Annotated in this window: 16 protein-coding genes and 1 riboswitch; of the genes, 12 read left to right on the top strand and 4 right to left on the bottom strand. The window is 38.4% G+C overall.

Annotated elements, in window-relative coordinates; all coding sequences use genetic code 11:
- Positions 1-129: 129 nt before the first annotated feature.
- The 4 genes from allC (at position 130) to ACSU6B_RS03805 (ending at position 5,192) form a co-directional block, all read left to right on the top strand.
- Positions 130-1,377: an allantoate deiminase gene (allC, locus tag ACSU6B_RS03820; protein WP_410882887.1), complete on the top strand. Its 1,248-nt coding sequence runs from the start codon at positions 130-132 to the stop codon at positions 1,375-1,377.
- Positions 1,378-1,521: 144 nt separating this feature from the next.
- Positions 1,522-2,646: a pyridoxal-phosphate-dependent aminotransferase family protein gene (locus tag ACSU6B_RS03815; RefSeq protein WP_410883314.1), complete on the top strand. Its 1,125-nt coding sequence runs from the start codon at positions 1,522-1,524 to the stop codon at positions 2,644-2,646.
- A 252-nt stretch (positions 2,647-2,898) separates the two neighbouring features.
- Positions 2,899-4,476 carry a phytoene desaturase family protein gene (locus ACSU6B_RS03810; protein WP_410882885.1) on the top strand — a complete coding sequence of 526 codons (1,578 nt, stop codon included), beginning with the start codon at positions 2,899-2,901 and terminating at the stop codon, positions 4,474-4,476.
- 248 nt (positions 4,477-4,724) lie between these two features.
- On the top strand, positions 4,725-5,192 hold the full coding sequence (locus tag ACSU6B_RS03805; RefSeq protein WP_410882883.1) for a CoxG family protein: 468 nt from the start codon (positions 4,725-4,727) through the stop codon (positions 5,190-5,192).
- 784 nt (positions 5,193-5,976) lie between these two features.
- Here the strand turns inward: ACSU6B_RS03805 and ACSU6B_RS03800 are convergent.
- Both ACSU6B_RS03800 and ACSU6B_RS03795 read right to left on the bottom strand, forming a co-directional pair.
- Positions 5,977-6,132: a hypothetical protein gene (locus ACSU6B_RS03800; RefSeq protein ID WP_214716742.1), complete on the bottom strand. Its 156-nt coding sequence runs from the start codon at positions 6,130-6,132 to the stop codon at positions 5,977-5,979.
- Positions 6,133-6,929: 797 nt separating this feature from the next.
- Positions 6,930-7,058 carry a hypothetical protein gene (locus ACSU6B_RS03795; RefSeq protein WP_168243370.1) on the bottom strand — a complete coding sequence of 43 codons (129 nt, stop codon included), beginning with the start codon at positions 7,056-7,058 and terminating at the stop codon, positions 6,930-6,932.
- 155 nt (positions 7,059-7,213) lie between these two features.
- A riboswitch (cyclic di-AMP (ydaO/yuaA leader) is annotated at positions 7,214-7,358 on the top strand.
- A 160-nt stretch (positions 7,359-7,518) separates the two neighbouring features.
- Between ACSU6B_RS03795 and ACSU6B_RS03790 the strand changes: the two genes are divergently transcribed.
- Positions 7,519-9,345 (top strand): APC family permease, encoded by a 1,827-nt coding sequence (locus tag ACSU6B_RS03790; RefSeq protein WP_410882881.1) that lies wholly within the window; start codon positions 7,519-7,521, stop codon positions 9,343-9,345.
- Positions 9,346-9,858: 513 nt separating this feature from the next.
- Positions 9,859-9,996 (top strand): hypothetical protein, encoded by a 138-nt coding sequence (locus tag ACSU6B_RS03785; RefSeq protein WP_410882879.1) that lies wholly within the window; start codon positions 9,859-9,861, stop codon positions 9,994-9,996.
- Between the two features lie 211 nt (positions 9,997-10,207).
- Here ACSU6B_RS03785 and ACSU6B_RS03780 read toward each other — a convergent pair whose 3' ends face one another.
- On the bottom strand, positions 10,208-11,077 hold the full coding sequence (locus ACSU6B_RS03780) for a LysR family transcriptional regulator (protein WP_410882877.1): 870 nt from the start codon (positions 11,075-11,077) through the stop codon (positions 10,208-10,210).
- 365 nt (positions 11,078-11,442) lie between these two features.
- Here ACSU6B_RS03780 and ACSU6B_RS03775 point away from each other — a divergent pair, with 365 nt between their 5' ends.
- Complete coding sequence (locus ACSU6B_RS03775) at positions 11,443-12,336, top strand: DMT family transporter (protein WP_410882875.1); 894 nt, start codon at positions 11,443-11,445, stop codon at positions 12,334-12,336.
- A gap of 61 nt (positions 12,337-12,397) precedes the next feature.
- On the opposite strand, the gene ACSU6B_RS03770 is transcribed toward ACSU6B_RS03775, so the two are convergent.
- On the bottom strand, positions 12,398-13,159 hold the full coding sequence (locus ACSU6B_RS03770; RefSeq protein ID WP_410882873.1) for an MBL fold metallo-hydrolase: 762 nt from the start codon (positions 13,157-13,159) through the stop codon (positions 12,398-12,400).
- 118 nt (positions 13,160-13,277) lie between these two features.
- Here ACSU6B_RS03770 and ACSU6B_RS03765 point away from each other — a divergent pair, with 118 nt between their 5' ends.
- From ACSU6B_RS03765 to ACSU6B_RS03745, 5 genes are all read left to right on the top strand, one after another.
- Positions 13,278-13,688, top strand: a complete 411-nt coding sequence (locus ACSU6B_RS03765; RefSeq protein WP_410882871.1) for an Lrp/AsnC family transcriptional regulator — start codon at positions 13,278-13,280, stop codon at positions 13,686-13,688.
- A gap of 290 nt (positions 13,689-13,978) precedes the next feature.
- Positions 13,979-15,004, top strand: coding sequence for an ROK family transcriptional regulator (locus ACSU6B_RS03760; protein ID WP_410882869.1), 1,026 nt, complete (start codon positions 13,979-13,981; stop codon positions 15,002-15,004).
- Positions 15,005-15,048: 44 nt separating this feature from the next.
- Positions 15,049-16,278, top strand: a complete 1,230-nt coding sequence (locus tag ACSU6B_RS03755; protein WP_410882867.1) for an MFS transporter — start codon at positions 15,049-15,051, stop codon at positions 16,276-16,278.
- Positions 16,279-16,482: 204 nt separating this feature from the next.
- A complete protein-coding gene (locus ACSU6B_RS03750) occupies positions 16,483-16,872 on the top strand; it encodes a cupredoxin domain-containing protein (RefSeq protein ID WP_410882865.1) in 390 nt (129 codons plus the stop codon).
- A gap of 494 nt (positions 16,873-17,366) precedes the next feature.
- Positions 17,367-18,074, top strand: coding sequence for a DNA alkylation repair protein (locus ACSU6B_RS03745; RefSeq protein ID WP_410882862.1), 708 nt, complete (start codon positions 17,367-17,369; stop codon positions 18,072-18,074).
- Positions 18,075-18,207 lie beyond the last annotated feature (133 nt).

Raw genomic sequence — 18,207 nt, 5'->3', positions numbered from 1 at the left:
TTTGCATAAAAGATAATGAGAATTTTTACGAATCGTCTAATGAAGTTCATTTTGATTGAATGTAAACTAGGAATATAACCAGTTTAATGTAAGGAAAGATAATATAACTAATTACGAGGAGTGAAGTGGATGGCCATTCAAGTAGACAAACAGTTTTTAGAAAAAGGTCATGTGGGAGCAATGATTGAATGGCTTGCTTCGATTGGAAAAACGGAGAATGGGGGCGTAACAAGACTTTTGTATTCTCCATCCTGGCTCGATGCGCAGCTGGCGTTAAAGAATAAAATGGACCAAGCGAAACTAGATACGTATTTTGACAGTGTCGGAAATTTATTTGGAAGATTCCCAGGAACAGAATCCAATGGGAAAACAATCTTGACCGGCTCTCACATCGATACGGTAGTCGATGGTGGGAAATACGATGGTGCCTATGGAATCATCGCCAGTTTCATTGCTGTATTAAGGCTATTTCAAACCTATGGGTACCCAAAGAAAACGATAGAAGTCGTCTCTTTATGCGAAGAAGAAGGAAGTCGTTTTCCGCTTACCTTTTGGGGGTCGAGAAATATCAGTGGTTCCTACAACCTTGAATCGGTAAAAGCTATAAAGGACCCAGAGGGAATTGAATTTTTAGAAGCGATGAATCAAGCGGGTTTTGATCCTGAAAAGTATACTCCTCCAGTTCGGGATGATGTGGAACGCTTTGTGGAGATTCATATTGAACAAGGGATGATTCTTGAGAAAAATCAGAATCAGATTGGGATTGTGACCCATATTGTCGGACAACGCCGCTTTACGGTTCACATCAATGGAGAAAGTAACCACGCGGGGACGACTCCGATGCAGTATCGTAAGGATGCCGTGAATACAGCTGCCCATTTTATTTCTTTTTTAACAGAAAAAGCGAGGGGTGTTGATCCGCAATTAGTCGCAACGGTTGGAAGGCTAAACGTCAAACCGAATGTTCCGAATGTAATCGCAGGGGAGGTAGAGTTTAGCCTCGATATTCGACATCATCAGGAAGCTGTTATTGATCATTATTGTAACGAGATTTTCACGGAGTTTAAACGAGTAGCTGAAAGCTTAAATATAGAAGTGGCAATTTCCCAGTGGATGGATGTAAAGCCGGTTAAGATGGATGTTGAGATGTACGCGTGGACCCGTGAAATTGCAGAGGAGAGAAACTACCGTTATCAAGAAATGATCTCAGGTGCTGGACATGATGCCCAAGTATTTGGTTCCGTCTGCGCCACCTCATTATTATTTGTACCGAGCCAGAATGGAATCAGCCATTCACCAAAAGAATTTACGAGTTTGGAAGAGTTAGAAACAGGAATTGAACTTTTAACTGAACTATTATATAAACTAGCCTATTAACGGGAGATGTTAGAAATGACTTTTTCAGAGCTGCAAACACCAATGCAAACCATTATGACCCCAGGACCGGTTGAAGTGGACCCCCGTGTCTTACGGGCCATGAGTACACCTATTTAAGGACAATTTGATCCGGCGTTTACGGATATTATGAACCAAGTCATGGAAATGCTTCGCCAAGTTTTTCAAACGAAGAACCAGTGGGCATTTCCAATCGATGGCACTTCGCGCTCCGGAAATGAAGCGATCCTTTGCAGCATCATTGAACCAGGAGATCGGGTGCTTGTGCCGATTTATGGGAGATTCGGTCATTTATTAGTAGAGATTTGTGAAAGATATGGTGCGGAAGTATATACAATGGAATGCCCGTGGGGAGAAGTGTTTGATCCGCAAACTGTAATCGATGAATTAGAGAGGGTATCTCCGAAAATTTTAGCGATTGTTCATGGAGAGACGTCCACAGGTAGAATGCAGCCTCCTAAGGAGATTGGAATTTCATGTCGTGAACGGGACGTATTGTTCGTGGTGGATGCTGTTGCTTCAATCGGTGGAGTAGAAGTCAAAACCGATGAATGGTATATTGACGGTTTAATAGGCGGTACCCAAAAATGCTTGTCCGTTCCATCTGGGATGGCACCAATTACCTTTAATGAACGAATTGAACGTATCCTTACTGCTCGTAAAAAGGTCGAACGCGGGATAGCGACAGAGGAGGACCTGCGCTATTCCCGAAGCAGACATCCGATTGCAAGCAATTATTTTGATTTAAGTATGCTTCAAGATTATTGGGGCCCAAGAAGACTCAATCATCATACAGAGGCCACTTCAATGATTTATGCTTTGTACGAGGGACTGAGACTGGTGTTAGCTGAAGGACTAGAAGAGCGATTTGACCGCCATAGGTATCATGAAACAGCGTTAGTGGCGGGGCTAGAGGCAATGGGATTGAATCTGTTTGGCGATGAGGAACATAAACTGCCGTGTGTAACCTGCATAGAAATTCCGAGCGGTGTGGATGGTGAATCCGTACGAAAAATGCTCCTCTATGCATTTAGTATTGAAATAGCATCCTCCTTTGGCCCACTTCACGGAAAAATTTGGAGAATAGGAACTATGGGATATAGCTGCCGTAAAGAAAATATTCTTGCTGTTCTAGGTGCATTAGAAGCGGTTTTAATTCGTCACGGAGTAAACGTTAATCGTGGACAAGCATTACAGGCTGCCCTTGATGTATATGCAGTAGAGATTAATCATTTGTTAGCCTTGAAATAGAGGTGTAGTTGAATAACTGGATATGATCTGCTGATTCTTTACACAGGACGAGCTGCTGCCTTTTTTTATTGATTGCATTTCGCAAAAAATTGCACATTCAATCTATCAAAGCAAGGTTTTCTTGAAGTGTCTCAATATTGGTAGTAACTGCTTAAAATTTTTTATAAAAGCACTAGATTTAGTACTTAGTATCCATCCTCCAGAATATCTTTTTACGTAGATATGGCTTGATCCTATTAAAGGAGAGATTTGATGGATAACTTTGATGTCATTATGATTGGAAGCGGCCATAATGCTTTAATTACGGCTGCCTATTTAACGCGGTCGGGTCGCAGCGTCCTAGTTTTAGAAAAAAATGATCGCCCGGGCGGATTTCTGCGTACCGAAGAACTGACGCTGCCAGGGTTCAAACATGATGTGTTTGCTGCTGCACATCCTCTCTTTACAACCGGACCAGCCTACGCTGAACTAAGAGGGGATCTAGAAGCACGCGGGCTCCGATACATAAATACGGACCTGCCGACCGGTGTTTCGATGGAAGACGGACGAACTGCTGTCCTGCCTAGTTCATTTGAAGAGCTCATTGCTGAGGCAGAACGGCTGGCTCCCGGAGACGGCGCAGCACTTGCCGGCATGTTTGAACAGTTAAATCCATATGTTAACGATGTATTTGGATTATTCAATATGGATCTCTCCAGTCCTGAAGCTGCACCGATCCTGAAGCGCTTGCTTCACGAAGGGGGCGGGGCGGGCTATTCGACTTTCGCTGCCTCGCTAGTTACAACCGCCCGTAATACGGTCAGTTCTCTTCAGTCACCGGTGACGCGGGCGATGCTGGCTTCCTGGGTCACACACCTTGGCCGCACGCCGGATGAAGTCGGAAGCGGGATTTGGGTACCGCTGACGGTGCTGGCACTGATGGGCGGTGGGATGCCGATACCTGAAGGCGGTAGTGAGAAACTGGTTCAAGCATTATCTCAACTGATAAAGGATCAAGGCGGCGAGATTCTTACCCATACTCATGTTGATCAAATCCTAGTGGAGAACGGTCGAGCGATTGGCGTCCGAACTTCAAAGGGGAAAAAGTATCGTGCTAAGCAGGCAGTCGTGGCCTCAACCACACCTGATCAGCTCTATCTCTCGCTCTTGGCCGATACAGAGATTTCACCACCACTTCGGGCACAAGCGAAACAATATCGATACGGCCGAGGCTGCGTCCAAATTCATCTAGCACTAAGTGAGCCGCCAAACTGGCCAGATAAACGGTTTAACCGTGTCGGGCAGCCGCATCTAACAGATGGACTGGACGGATTTACTCTAGCGATTGCCCAAGGGGCGGCCAATCTGCTTCCGTCCAATCCTACCTTTACGGTCGATTGTTCTACCAACCTCGATCCAACGAGAGCACCGGAAGGAAAAGCAATCATGCGCATTCAAGTGCTAGAAGTGCCCATCCGTCCACGTAGGGATGCGGCTAACCTTATCGATGTCGGAGATGGTACATGGACGCATGATTTAACCGAGCGGTTCACAGAACGCGTGCTAAATGTGGTGAGTAAGCATATCCCAAATATCCCAAGTGCGGTGATTGGAAAACATGTCGTCACCCCAGATACGATTGCCAGGTTTAACCCGAACGCAGGACCGGGGGATCCCTACGGCGGGGCGCACGATTTGGCGCAAAGCTATCTTTTTAGACCTTTACCAGGGCAGCCGGGTCATCAGACAGCTATTCCAAATGTGTATATGCTCGGTGCCGCAACCTGGCCTGGACATGGAGTGAATGGCGGATCAGGTTATATAGTTGCGCAGCAGCTTCTCTCACAATAAAATATCTGAAAAGAGTAAGACCCTATTTCCCAGTGGAAGTAGGTTTTTTTTACTAATAGGAGAATCAGAGATGAATTCATCATGATAGGCGAAAGACAAATTTATTGTTTTTGCTGCGAGATTTGTCCTTCATACCCCTTAGACGGCCAATCATAAAAAACAACATACTCAGTTCCTTTTAACCATTTACAATCCAATTGAATACATATAATTGATTGTAATTTTTGTGGTCAATTGGAGGGGGAACAGTGAAATTCGCGTACGAATACACATTCGGGCTGCCAAGGAACATTGTGTGGAAATATATCAAGGATGAAAAGGTGCTGCGGAACTCACTCCCTGGTTGTAAGTCTTTTTCAGAAGTGACCAGAGGTGTATACCAAGCTGAAGTGGAGATAAAAATGGGCCCCATTCAAGATCACTTTGTCCTTGAGATTCAACTCCATGAGAAGAAGCCATCCTCCATCCTTCAATTACAAGTAATTGGAACGGGTAATATCGGAGAAATTTCCGGTAAAGCTGAACTTTATTTTAATGATCAACAAGGGGCGACCCAACTAAACTGTAAAGCTGAAGCACAGGTAACAGGTGCCCTCGCTTTGGCAGGTCAGCGGGTATTAGAGGGTGGAGCTAATAAGGGTTTAGAGACGTTTTTTCAAAAAGTAGAAAAGGAAATAAAAAGGAGTCTTTATTATTTGAAAAAAAAGGGCAGGTGAAAAGAGTTCCATTAGTCGAATCGATCTCTATTCCTGTAACCATCATGGCGGGAAAGGTAAATTGGCAATAAATAGAACAAGGAGCAGTGGTCTAAGGCCGCTGCTCCTTGTTCTATTTATATTGGGGCAGCTTTTTTAATTGTTAATCATTGCACTTAAGCTAACGGGGGCGTGTACTTGAAAATCAGGGCTACCAATCGGGTGGCTCTTTTTGTAAATAACCAAAGGAGCAGGCTAGCTGAAAAGATTTGATATAATGTAGAGAATACCTAATATGGAAAAAGGTGGTCTTGTATGGATAAAAGTGTGCAAGCAGATAGTTTAGGTGCCCTATACGGAGAAATTAAACGATAAGACAATAATAGCAGTAGGTGATTAAAGTTTCTTGAATAATCCAATGTGGATTTATGAAGATCCATAACTGGAATTTTTGTAAATGCTGGCAGACTCATAAAAGCAATACAAGTGTTTACATGTCAGATTTAATAAAGATGATGGGGAGTAGCTAGGTAAGATAATGAAGGTATATAAGCTAAAGAATAATTTTAATGGAATAAAAAAGGGAACACAATTCTATTTGATTGCTGAATCTGAATTTATAGGTGTCAAAGATTATGTTTTACGAACTAGTGACTTAGCAATCAGGATATCAATTAATGAAAGGGAGCTGAATAAAAATTTTATTTTATTGAAACATAGCTAAACGGTTTGACAAGTTAATTCAATTAAAGTAACCACGGGTGAAAGAGTGAAGGAAAAATAAAAAACCACTCAGAGTGGTTTTTTAATCTTGCATTGCTCCTGCCTCTCGGGAAGTCATTGCACCTTGTCCTTGGCTTACATCTTTTTGAATTTCTTGTTTTACTTTTTGTGCATCAGTTCCGGCAAATTCTGGTCTCATAATAGAACCCACATTCTCTTTAGCTTGTTCCTGTTGCATAGAATTCCTCCGCATTTTATTATTTAACAATCTTATTATTTACAAAAAAACACTCGGTTTATCCTGAGGAAACAATTCCCTTAGTTGTGTAAGGAAATTGAAGCTGCATATGCCAAAGAAATAGAATGAATTTTTATTTGGTGTTGAAAAATGGAACCTATGCCTTTTTAGTTCCGATAGCTTATTAAAGTAACAGGATAGTTGAAGAAGAAGGTGGCAAAAAAAAGACCCTTATTGACTGATTTTATTCAATAAAGGGTTTTTATATTTTCTTATTTTCTCAAACAATAATTGAAAGCTATATAAAAGCAAGGCTCTAAATTGAAGGAACAAAAAATGCTGGAATGGATTTATTCTGACTAATGTAGCTATTCGTGTTCGTTTTAAAAATTTTAATCCCCAAACATCAAATAATATATGAACTATGATATTTGTAATTAGATACAAAGGAAATCTACTGTATGTCAATTTAAGAATCCAGAGTGCTGAAAGAAAGAAAGGACCAAATACAAATGCAGTGTCACCGCTTATTTTAGGATTTACTTTTGTATAAAACAACCACCACCTACGTTTTTTACCTATCGAGTATAATATTTTTGAGATGACACTAATAAAAATAGTAGCGGGTAAAAATCTAATTATTGTTCTCCGACCTAATATAGGGAATGAAAGCCAGGGTAGAACAAACAGTAATATTAATAGCATCTTTGGTTTCTTCATTATGCACCTCTAATTTTCTCATTAAGCAAATCAATGAGCGATTAGGTTTTATCCTTTATATTTGATCCGTGTGCAATTTAATCAATATCATTGTTGGTAGGCTCTACATATTGTTCATTTGTAGGACGTCCAAATTGTTTGTTAATTTCTTTAGCTAATTCATCTAAAAAGTCATCAGATAAAAAGGGACTATTTTCTTTGAACATATAATTCCTCATTTCCGTGTGGAATTTTAAAATCTTCTACGAGGTTGAAATAATATCTATATTACTAACATTACCACTGACCTAAAGTTTTAATCTTTTTACATAAATTTCATTTACTTTTGCTATTTACAGGAGTAATATAATCACAGTTTCAAATTCTTAAGTCGCTGAAACCATATGGTACGGGGGAACCATTTTTGTGGGTTGTTATTTAATCCACGGGGTGAATCCTTTCAAGGTAGGGCTACTCAAAGGTCCGAATCCGACAGCTAACCTCGTAAGCGTTAAATGAGAAGGAAGGTGGAGCTTGTGACACAAGAAAAATGACGTGTCTACAGGTCTATTTACCATGACTTGTAGGCACTTTTTTTATTTGTGTAAAAATATTGCTCTTTTTGTGGAAATTACTGTTTAAAGGGTAATATAAAACTTATTAACACTATTGGGTGGTGAGTAATTAATGATTTCAGCCTTAAAAAGGTTTTTAATTGGACGTCCTTTGAAATCCAATGAATTAGGAGAACAGAAACTTAACAAAACGAAAGCATTAGCTATCCTTTCATCTGATGCTCTATCATCGGTGGCATATGGTCCTGAACAAATACTGATAGTTTTAGTTACAATTGGTGCAGCTGCATTTTGGTATTCAATTCCTATCGCAGTTGGTGTATTAATACTTTTAACAGCTCTTATCTTGTCTTATAGGCAAATCATCTTCGCGTATCCTCACGGTGGGGGAGCATATGTGGTTTCAAAAAATAACTTAGGTGTAAATCCTGGCTTAATAGCTGGAGGCTCTCTATTGGTAGACTACATACTAACTGTTGCTGTAAGTGTGTCTGCTGGTACTGACGCGATAACATCTGCCTTTCCGACCTTACATAAATTTAATGTCGAAATTGCCATAGTATTCGTCATTTTAATTACAATTTTAAATTTAAGAGGAGTAACAGAGTCCGCATCAATTTTAGCCTACCCCGTGTACTTGTTCGTATTAGCGTTGTTCATATTAATTGGTGTGGGAATTTATAATATTATAACAGGAGGAGTTTCGCCTGAATTACATCCCCCAATTGGTACACCTGTTACCGGAATCAGTTTGTTTATTCTTTTAAGGGCGTTTGCCTCGGGAAGTTCCGCTTTAACTGGGGTTGAAGCTATATCCAATGCAATTCCTAACTTCAAAGATCCCGCACCTAATAATGCTTCCAAAACGTTAATGATGATGGGCGCATTACTTGCCGTATTATTTTCAGGAATTATTTATTTAGCCTACTATTATGGGATTACGCCAAGCGCAGAGGTAACCGTTGTATCACAGATTGCTGAGGAGACTTTTGGACGGAATTTCATGTACTTTTTTATTCAAGGTACTACAGCATTAATTTTAATCCTTGCTGCAAATACTGGTTATTCTGCTTTCCCATTGCTAGCAGTTAATCTTGCAAAAGATAAGTTTATTCCAAGGATGTTTCTTGTTAGAGGAGACCGATTGGGATACTCAAATGGCATTATCATACTTGCCATCACTTCAATCATTTTAATTATTGCTTTTCAGGCAGAAACAGAGCATCTAATTCCTCTTTATGCTGTTGGTGTGTTTATTCCATTTACCTTGTCCCAAACCGGAATGATCGTTAAATGGATTCGCGAGAAGCCTCAGGGGTGGCTTCCAAAACTAATAATTAATACAATAGGGGCCATTATTAGCTTTATTGTCACAATGATGTTCTTTTTAACTAAATTCACTCAAGTATGGTCGGTATTAGTTTTTTTACCAATTATTCTTTTTGTTTTCTACCGAATTAGAAAGCATTATGAAGCAGTCGGTGCCCAGCTTAGCCTCACAACTTGTGAACCATTAATGCCAATTGAAGGAAATGTACTAATAGTTCCTGTTGCTGGCATGACTAATGTGGTAGCGAATTCGATCAACTATGCAAAATCACTTTCTCAAGATCAAATTATTGCAGTATATGTCTCCTTTGAAAGAGATGACGAGAAAAACTTTGAAGAAAAATGGAAGAAGTGGCAACCAGATGTAAGACTGGTGACGCTGCACTCTCATTACAGAAGTATCATTAATCCCCTTACCAAATTTGTTGATACTATTGAACATAAAGCTAGTGAATCGAACTACCGAGTCACAGTAATCATCCCACAATTTATTACAAAGAAAGGTTGGCACAATATTCTGCATAATCAATCAAGTTTACTGATTCGGGCCTACTTACTGTTTCGGAGAAATGTTATTATCACGACTGTTCCTTATCATTTAAAAAAATAAAGACTATAAAAAATATCAATTCTTTCAGGCAGCTTACTTTATGTAGAGCTGCCTTTTATTATAGACAAGGGTAGCAATAATTACGAATTGAAGTTGCATTTTTACTTTTTGAACAAGGAAATCTCAAAACTGAACCTTTTAGATTTGTCGGTAATATGGTAGGCACCTTCGGTGAATTCCTCGACTGAAGTATCTATAGCAGTAAGATTAGGTAAACTAATGTTGCTTAACAACAATCATTAAATCGCTCTGCTGCAACAGCCTAATTCTTATTTAGCTCCCTCAGTAAGATACAATTATCTCTCGAATACTCACTAATTCGTTTAGGACACTCTTATTCTACCAAGAGGTTATTTTTTTGTTCAAACTTCATTTTCACTCATTACAGGAATGCTGTCCCGTTAAATGAACAAGCACCTTCTCTTCTATTGCATTTAATACTCGAAGTATTTATAGCGAATAATAATTAAATGTTTAAAACAAACTATACCTAACATAGAGGGAGGAACTGTTATGCGTGATAATACCAACTTTGCTGCTATTGTCTTTTTTTCGATTTTAGGCATTATTGCAACAACAATATTTAGCAATATCATCATATCTCAAAATAACAACATAAAATCAAAACTTGAAAACAAAAAACAAACCTGATTCCTTTCAAGAATACCTTGATTGGAATTTTTTATATCGCTTTCTTTATCAAAAGGGATCTTTCTAAAGCTGTTCTTACTGTACTAAGGGGCAGTTACAGAGGATCTCAATCGGTCCAAGGCCAGGAGCCAGTAAGTCCATCGGACTTCGACAAGGCAAAATGATGTGGTGTTTTAACAATGTGATTAAATGATTTCCCCATCACACTTTTTCACTCTCTGTTCCTAAATGATAAATATTCTAAAAATCTCTTGGACGCAAGGGAAAGTGATTTTTGCTCTCTCGTAGCAATACCAATACTTCTAAAAGCAGGAACTTCAAGCTCTTTCGCTATAATTTTGTGAGGAATACGCTGTAAAATCAATTCTGGTAATATACTGATTCCTAGCCCGTTTTCCACCATAGACATAATTGCATAGTCATCCCATGTTGTAAAATTAACTTGCGGCGAAATATGGTGCTTCTCAAAAATTTCAGAGATTTCTGCTTTTGCTCCCTTTTCCAATAGCATAAACGGACTGTTCAGTAAGTCGTTGATTGGAAACTTTTCGCAATTAACAAGCGAATGATTTTCCGGAATCACTACCAGCAAACGGTCTTGCTCCAAAAAGATAATTTCAAGTTCTGCTTTTGTCGGTAGCCGCACAAATCCGAAGTCAACACGTCCATTTAGAATCCAGCTTTCAATTTCAGTATAATCACCAAGCAGAAGTTCAAAATCTATCTTTGGGTAATCCTTCTTAAAAATTCTAATAATGTTAGGGAGCCAATGGGTTGCTACGCTGGAAAATGTCCCAATACGAATCATCCCAGACTGCATATCGTGTAAGTCTTCGATCTGCGTCATTAAGATTTCATGCTCATTACAGATTCGCTTTAATTGGGGCAGTAACTTTAAGCCATCCGAGGTTAAACTGATACCGGCACGTCCTCTTTCGAAAAGGAAAACCCCCCATTCCGTTTCTAAATCGTTAATCATACGGCTGATCCCAGACTGTGAATAGTCCAATGCTTCGGCAGCTTTTGTAAAGCTACCAAATTCTACTGCTTTGACAAATGCCATATATTTTTGGATATTCATATCTCTTTTCCTTTCCCATCTGGTTTCGTCATACATATCATGAGAAACATTCGTTTTTGTAATACACATCAATATGATATGTTATTACTATCAGAAATTCAAGTTAGGAAAGGAAAAGGTATATAAAGATGTTTTTTAGTGAGTGATATTATGGAAAAAGCACCAGACAGCTATAAGTCTCCGCTACTAGATATGGGTCTAAGAATCATAGACAAAGTTACAGATTTCATTTGAACGAGTGAATACAGATGAAGCATTTTCAATGGAGGACTGTATCGAGATCAATCAAAAATTGGATGTGAAAATGGTAAAAACTTAAGAATCTGCGAAATATAAGCTTTTTCGCAGATTCGTAGGAGGAGACGATGAAATCTAAAATTCAGTTTATATTATCAATGATTATTTTCGGTACAATTGGTTTAGTTGTTCGATACATTGATCTATCTTCGAGCGAAAGAGCTTTACTAAGCAGTTTCATAGGATGCTTATTTTTACTGTTAATATTCTTCATGATTAAGAAAAAAATATCATGGAATTTAGTTAAATCTAATGCTTTATTTTTGATTCTTTCAGGTATTGCATTGGGAGGAAATTGGATTTTTCTTTATCAATCGTATGACCATACGACAATTGCCAATGCAACGCTAGGTTATTACTTTGCACCTGTGTTTGTGATGATTCTTTCTCCCTTTGTACTTCGGGAACAATTATCCATTAAAAAAATTGTGTGTATTGGTGTAGCGATCATAGGTATGTTAATGATTGTAGGAGAAGGCGTGAGTGCACCCAGATCGGATGATATACTTGGACTTTCCTTTGGATTAATCGCAGCTGCATTTTATGCTGCGTTATTGCTTTTAAATAAATTTATTAAAGATATGGAAAAGTTAGAGCTGACCATCATTCAGCTTGGAACAACCACTTTACTTCTAATGCCATATGTTTTCTTGACTTCCGGCTTTGGTATCTTTGAAGTATCAAGTTCTTCCATTCCTTTTATTTTAATTTTAGGGATCATCAATACGGGGATTGGATTTTGGTTATTTTTCTCTGGTATGGAAAAATTAAAAGGACAGAGTATAGCTATGCTAAGTTATGTAGATCCATTTGTAGCTATATTGATTTCTGCAATTTTCCTGCAAGAACAAATGACAATTGTTCAAATGCTTGGTGGTGTATTGCTATTAGGCTCTACATTTGTTAGTGAAATTAGATCAGTCAACTTTTCAAAACAATTAATGAAAACACCAGCTAAATAACGTTAAAAACAGTGGGAAGCATTCGTTTCCCACTGTTTTATATTTTAGAGTGTTCTGATTCTTAGAATGAGTATGATTCTCCGTCATCTGGTACCAAAACATTTGATGAAATTCCATTTTCATTAATGAAACTTTTCAATGCTGCTCTCGATAAGGTCCAATGATTGACAGCTTCCATATGAACAGAAATAATTTTTGCGTTAGAGGCAGTTTTGTAAACTTCATATATGTCTTCTTTCCCCATTACTAGGGAACCACCTTGCAGGAATTGATTATCTCCACCGTTTACAACAATGATTTCTGGGTTATGTGTTGCAATTACTTCTTGGACCGCTTCATACCAAACTGTATCTCCAGCAACATATAAAGTTTTCTCATTTGTGTGCTTGAAGACAACACCACACACTAGACCAGCAAGCTTTAATATTTCTCCTCTTCCGTGCTCGCCTTTTGTTTTGATTAATTGGATCCCTTCAAAAACTGTATCTTCTTTTAGAACCTCTACATTTTGAAACCCATCGTTTCTAACTATTCCAGCATCTTCTTCATTTTGTACAAACATTTTTATATCTTTTGGCAAAACTTCTTTGGCAGCATCATCATAGTGATCTAAGTGTAGATGAGTTACAATAACAGCATCAACATTTTTAATAATATCGTCAATGGAGGTTGGTAAGCAGACTAAAGGATTATTTTGATCTTGACTTAATGAATTGGGAAAGGGCGGATAAGTACCCTTCTCAGACAAAAATGGATCTATTAAAAACTTCTTCCCTGCATATTGGACAACTAATGTTGCATTACGAATTAATTGTAGATTCATATTCTTTAGCTCCTTTTTTTTAATGTACATATAGTTTATAATAGGACCGCTTTTTACTTACATAGAAAAAATCAAGTCTTTTTGCGGTTTCACTTGATTATTGAAAGGAATTGAATAAATGTTAGATAGCACGGATATACGAATCATAGATGAACTTTCCAAGAACAGCCGTATCACGATGAAGGAATTGGGTGAAAAAGTCCATTTGACTGGACAGGCTGCTTCAGCCAGGGTTGCGAAGTTAGAGGATAAAGGGATTATTGAGGGGTATAGCATAAAAGTCAATCAAGCAAAAATGGGGTATTCTGTTCACGCTATTATACATATTTATACGAAAAGCACGAACCATCAACCTTATTTGTCGTTCGTTAAAAAACAAGAACATTGCGTCATAAACAACTTCAAAATTAGTGGAGAAAGTTGTTATCTTCTCGAATGCAAATTTCCATCCAATGAAATATTAGATGGTTTTTTGACAAGCCTAAGTAATTTTGTGAGCTATAAACTATCGATTGTTATTAGTAAATAATACATCAATACAAATGAATTTAATAAATTAATTCGCATAAACAAACGGGGTCTTAAGTTTAAAAAATGGTTGCTGCGCAGCCTTTTTTTCTTGTTCCACTGACAGTTCAGGAAGTTTAAAAATGGCACCTGAATTTTGAATACAGAGCTATTCCATTCATAATCTCCATTGTTTCCGGAAAAATTATATGATATATTATCAACACGACTTATTAAAGTGATTTAATAAGTTTTTTGGTTGATACTTATTAAATCTCTTTAATAAGTCCATTTTAATAGGCGGTGACCTTTGTGAATACGACTCCAAAATCGATAGGGAAGGAAAGCCTTCGCGGTATTCGTAAATCTCTTTTAGAACTTGGCAGTGCAACAAAAGTTGAACTTAGCAATAAATTAGAAATTAGTTTCCCTACCATAAGTAAATTCTTAACCCAGATGGAAAAGGATGGTGAACTGATTTCAGTTGGTCTTGATGATTCGAGTGGTGGAAGAAGGGCAAAAAGATATACATATAATCCAGAGTATATGTTAGGTATGGCAATCTTTTTAGAGAGGACAGAGACAAATTATATTGTCTTTAACTGTTTAGGTGAAGTGAAGGATGTTGGAAAAACCTCAAGTCTCTTAGCAGATGTAGATTTACGATTATTAACCGACTGTGTTGAAGAGATCAGAGAGAAATATCCAAAAATTAGTTGTGTATCCATCGGTGTACCTGGTTCCGTGGATGATGGACGGATTATTTATATACCTGGGTATGAACACCTTCAAAACTTCGATTTGAAGGGATACTTGGAAAGTCGTTTCTCAATACCTGTTGTAATAGAGAACGATATGAATGCGGCGGTGCTTGGATATTACGATAGTAAGGGAAATAAGAAAAATAAATCTCTTGTTTATTTATATTCAGGTCAAAATGGTCCAGGTGCTGGAATTATGGTAAATGGAGTCGTGGTACGAGGTAACACTAATTTTTCAGGAGAGGTTTCATTCGTTCCACAGTACGATGACCAAAATTTTGGCCAGGCTTTGCAAAATGAAAACAGGCCTATGAAAGCATTTATATGTGAGGACTATGAGGTCGACGCCATTAGCAGGTTAGTAGCTTCCTTTGTAGCTATCATTAATCCTTATACAATTATTTTTTGTGATGATGAAGTCAACCAATTTATCCTAGACCAAATTTTAGACCGAAGTGCAAAGTATATTCCAGCAGAGCATCTTCCAGAACTTATAATGAGTGATTGGAAACAGGATTATTTATTTGGATTACAAAGTCTTGGTCTTGATCTCATGATCACCGGAATAAACAGTTAAGACAATTCAATACCTATTACAAAAAATTAAAAGGCGGGGTTATAATGGCTACATTCTTTTTAGTAATTATCTACATGGCTTTTATAAGCTTAGGTTTACCTGATTCATTGTTGGGAGTGTCATGGTCTTTGATGCAATCGGAATTTGGAGCTCACTTTGAGACAGCCGGTTTGCTTTTTATGACAATCGCTGGGGGAACGATCATTTCCAGTTTTGCTAGTGAAGTTGTACTTAAACGCTTCGGAACGGGCATTGTCACATTTTTCAGTTGTTTAATGACTGCTGGAGCACTGCTTGGGTTTCAATTTGCTCCTTCGCTTTTTTGGTTATTTATTTGTGCCATACCACTTGGATTAGGTGCAGGTGCCGTTGATTCGGGATTAAACAATTATGTAGCGACAAATTACAAAGCACACCATATGAGTTGGCTTCATTGTTTTTGGGGAGTTGGGGCTACACTAGGTCCCGTAATTATGGCTCAGTTTATTACAGGGCAACATTCTTGGAGAAACGGGTATCTTGCCATCGCTGGTCTGCAGTTTGTATTAGTTGTCATTCTTTTCTTCACTTTGCCTTTATGGAATAAGGTGAGAGGAAACAGCATTGTGATCTCTAATGAGACAGAAAATACAGATGATGGATTATATGGAGTAGATGCTAAATATCGAAAACCTTTGCAAATTAGGGGAGTTAAGCTAGCTTTGATATCTTTCTTGTTTTATTGTGGTGCGGAGGCAACAATGGGGCTTTGGGGAAGTAGTTTCCTGGTAAATGTAAAAGAATTATCCGTAGATGCAGCGGCAAAATGGGTTTCCTTGTATTACGCGGGTATCACAATCGGAAGATTTATAACAGGCTTTATTACCTTGAAAATAGGTAACCGCACGCTCATTCGGGTGGGGCAAATAATAGCATTATCTGGTGCCGCATTCCTACTCCTACCATTGCCGCCCACTTTCTCGCTTGTCGGTTTTATTATGGTTGGATTAGGATTGGCACCGATATTTCCGTGTATGTTGCATGAAACGCCAACACGATTTGGGCAGGAACATTCCCAAACAATCATGGGGTATCAAATGGCCGTTGCTTATACAGGTAGTACGTTCCTACCGCCACTTCTTGGTTTCATTGCAGCACACTCGACATTAGGAATCTTCCCATTTGTCATTGCAGGTTTTATTGCAATAATGCTCTTGGGTTCCGAAAAATTAAATATCAAATTGAATAGAGACAATTTAATAAGTGTAAAAAATAAAAACTCCACGGTAATTTAATGTATAAAGGGGTTTCCGTATTCAGTAACCTGCTATTAATTGAAGTAGAATGGATTCCAGAAGATCGTCATTAGAGGCGATCTTTTTTCATTGTCGCTGTTTCAGATAAAAGAGTTACTATTTGATACACGTTGGAACTCAAATTAAAGTGATAAAATTGTATCAATTGGAAAACAATAGTGCTTAGGAAAGGAGGGATTGAGAATGTCTGTGAAAAAGTGGTTAACTGGATTGGTCGTTATGTTTGGGATGATTTTGGTTATGACAACTCTAGGCTCACTTGATGTATTCGCTGAATCCGGCGTCGTAACACGGCCTGTTGAGACAGTGAAAGCGATAGAGGTCGAGTTGCATGATGATTCCTTTAATCCGAGTGTCATCACGATTCCGAATGGGAAAACGACAACGCTGATTTTGAAAAACCAAGGTAAGAAAAAGCACACCTTCACAGTGGAAAAGCTCAGTATTGACACCGAAGTCCAGCCGGGAAAAGAAAAAACTATTACCGTGAATCCGAAAAATCCTGGTACATATGACTTGATATGTAGGTACCATTTCCAGGAAGGTATGGTTGGAAAAGTAATTGTCAAATAACAAGCAGGGCCAATCGGCCTTGCTTGTTTACAAGATTAGAAAGTATAAATTTCGACTTTGAAAATTGTCCAGTCCAGCGCCCTAGCGGCTAGTGTCTAATATAGGTTTTATTTCTTTGTCTTCAACAATTTTAAGAAAATATTTATAAACGCATATTGCCATCTATCACCCATATACTGATGCCAAAGAGCAGAAACTTCCGCAGCGGATAAGGTGTTTCTCTTTGTTTTCCCGAAAATCCCCAAAAGAAATTCCCTCCTATTACTCTCAAGTTTTGTTTCGTTCGTTATTCCAAAATTATTTTAAGGTATTTTTTGCAAAGTATACGAATTCCTTTTTAATCTAAAAAAACACATAGTAGTAGCCTTACTCTATTCACTTCACTTAATTCATAGTAAAATTTATAAAAATGGGTGTAGTTGAATGCCATGATCAAAAGGATAAAAAGTAGGATTGTTCATTTTGATGGATGAAAAGGAAGGAAGTGCAAAACGATGGATTTCGAAATGGTTATGCAGGAACTGGAAGCGCTTGGCAAGGAACGAATGAAAAAGACTTACATAAGCAATGGTGCACATGAGCCGGTTTTTGGGGTGGCTACAGGTGCAATGAAGCCTCTTGCAAAGAAAATCAAGAAAAATCAGCCTTTAGCCGATCAGCTTTACGCCACCGGGAACTATGATGCCATGTATTTTGCCGGCATCATTGCGGACCCAATAGTAATGACTGAGTCAGATTTTGAGCGTTGGATGGATGGGGCGTATTTTTATATGCTTTCCGATTATGTGGTTGCTGTAACGTTGGCTGAAACTGATATTGCGCAAGATATTGCCGATAAATGGATCGCAAGTGGTGAAGAACTTAGAATGTCGGCAGGCTGGAGCTGTTACTGCTGGCTTTTGGGTAATCGACCGGATAGTGAATTTAGCGCCAGCAAGATTGCCAGTATGCTTGATCAGGTGGAAAATATGATTCACGATTTTCCTGAACGAACAAAATCCGCTATGAATAATTTTATCTACACAGTAGGAATTTCCTATTTGCCGCTCCATGATAAGGCGGTTGAAACTGCAAAGGCAGTCGGCCCAGTAGAAATCAAGCGGGACAAGAAAAAAAGCAGTATTTTGCTTGCTTCCGAAAATATTCAAAAGGAAATAGATCGAGGGAAACTTGGTTTTAAACGCAAATATGTAAGGTGTTAGCCTAGTTTGTAGTGTAACTAATCTAACTGAGAATGAGAGCTCCATACATAATGTATAGGCTTTAAAACAATACAATAAAAAATGGCTTAGTATTCACTTTACTGAGCCATTTTTTTATGACGAAAATCTTAAG

The sequence above is a fragment of the Neobacillus sp. C211 genome (assembly GCF_051842875.1).
Classification (GTDB): Bacteria; Bacillota; Bacilli; order Bacillales; family Cytobacillaceae; genus Neobacillus.
This window is presented reverse-complemented; position numbering and strand designations above follow the sequence as displayed.

What these genes read in the sequence shown, in the direction of transcription:
- ACSU6B_RS03790 (WP_410882881.1), top strand. Translation starts at nt 7,519, where the DNA reads ATGATTTCAGCCTTAAAAAGGTTTTTAATTGGACGTCCTTTGAAATCC.
- ACSU6B_RS03785 (WP_410882879.1), top strand. Translation starts at nt 9,859, where the DNA reads ATGCGTGATAATACCAACTTTGCTGCTATTGTCTTTTTTTCGATTTTA.
- ACSU6B_RS03750 (WP_410882865.1), top strand. Translation starts at nt 16,483, where the DNA reads ATGTCTGTGAAAAAGTGGTTAACTGGATTGGTCGTTATGTTTGGGATG.
- ACSU6B_RS03765 (WP_410882871.1), top strand. Translation starts at nt 13,278, where the DNA reads ATGTTAGATAGCACGGATATACGAATCATAGATGAACTTTCCAAGAAC.
- ACSU6B_RS03770 (WP_410882873.1), bottom strand. Translation starts at nt 13,159, where the DNA reads ATGAATCTACAATTAATTCGTAATGCAACATTAGTTGTCCAATATGCA.
- ACSU6B_RS03800 (WP_214716742.1), bottom strand. Translation starts at nt 6,132, where the DNA reads ATGCAACAGGAACAAGCTAAAGAGAATGTGGGTTCTATTATGAGACCA.
- ACSU6B_RS03810 (WP_410882885.1), top strand. Translation starts at nt 2,899, where the DNA reads ATGGATAACTTTGATGTCATTATGATTGGAAGCGGCCATAATGCTTTA.
- ACSU6B_RS03780 (WP_410882877.1), bottom strand. Translation starts at nt 11,077, where the DNA reads ATGAATATCCAAAAATATATGGCATTTGTCAAAGCAGTAGAATTTGGT.
- allC (WP_410882887.1), top strand. Translation starts at nt 130, where the DNA reads ATGGCCATTCAAGTAGACAAACAGTTTTTAGAAAAAGGTCATGTGGGA.
- ACSU6B_RS03755 (WP_410882867.1), top strand. Translation starts at nt 15,049, where the DNA reads ATGGCTACATTCTTTTTAGTAATTATCTACATGGCTTTTATAAGCTTA.
- ACSU6B_RS03745 (WP_410882862.1), top strand. Translation starts at nt 17,367, where the DNA reads ATGGATTTCGAAATGGTTATGCAGGAACTGGAAGCGCTTGGCAAGGAA.
- ACSU6B_RS03775 (WP_410882875.1), top strand. Translation starts at nt 11,443, where the DNA reads ATGAAATCTAAAATTCAGTTTATATTATCAATGATTATTTTCGGTACA.
- ACSU6B_RS03795 (WP_168243370.1), bottom strand. Translation starts at nt 7,058, where the DNA reads ATGTTCAAAGAAAATAGTCCCTTTTTATCTGATGACTTTTTAGATGAA.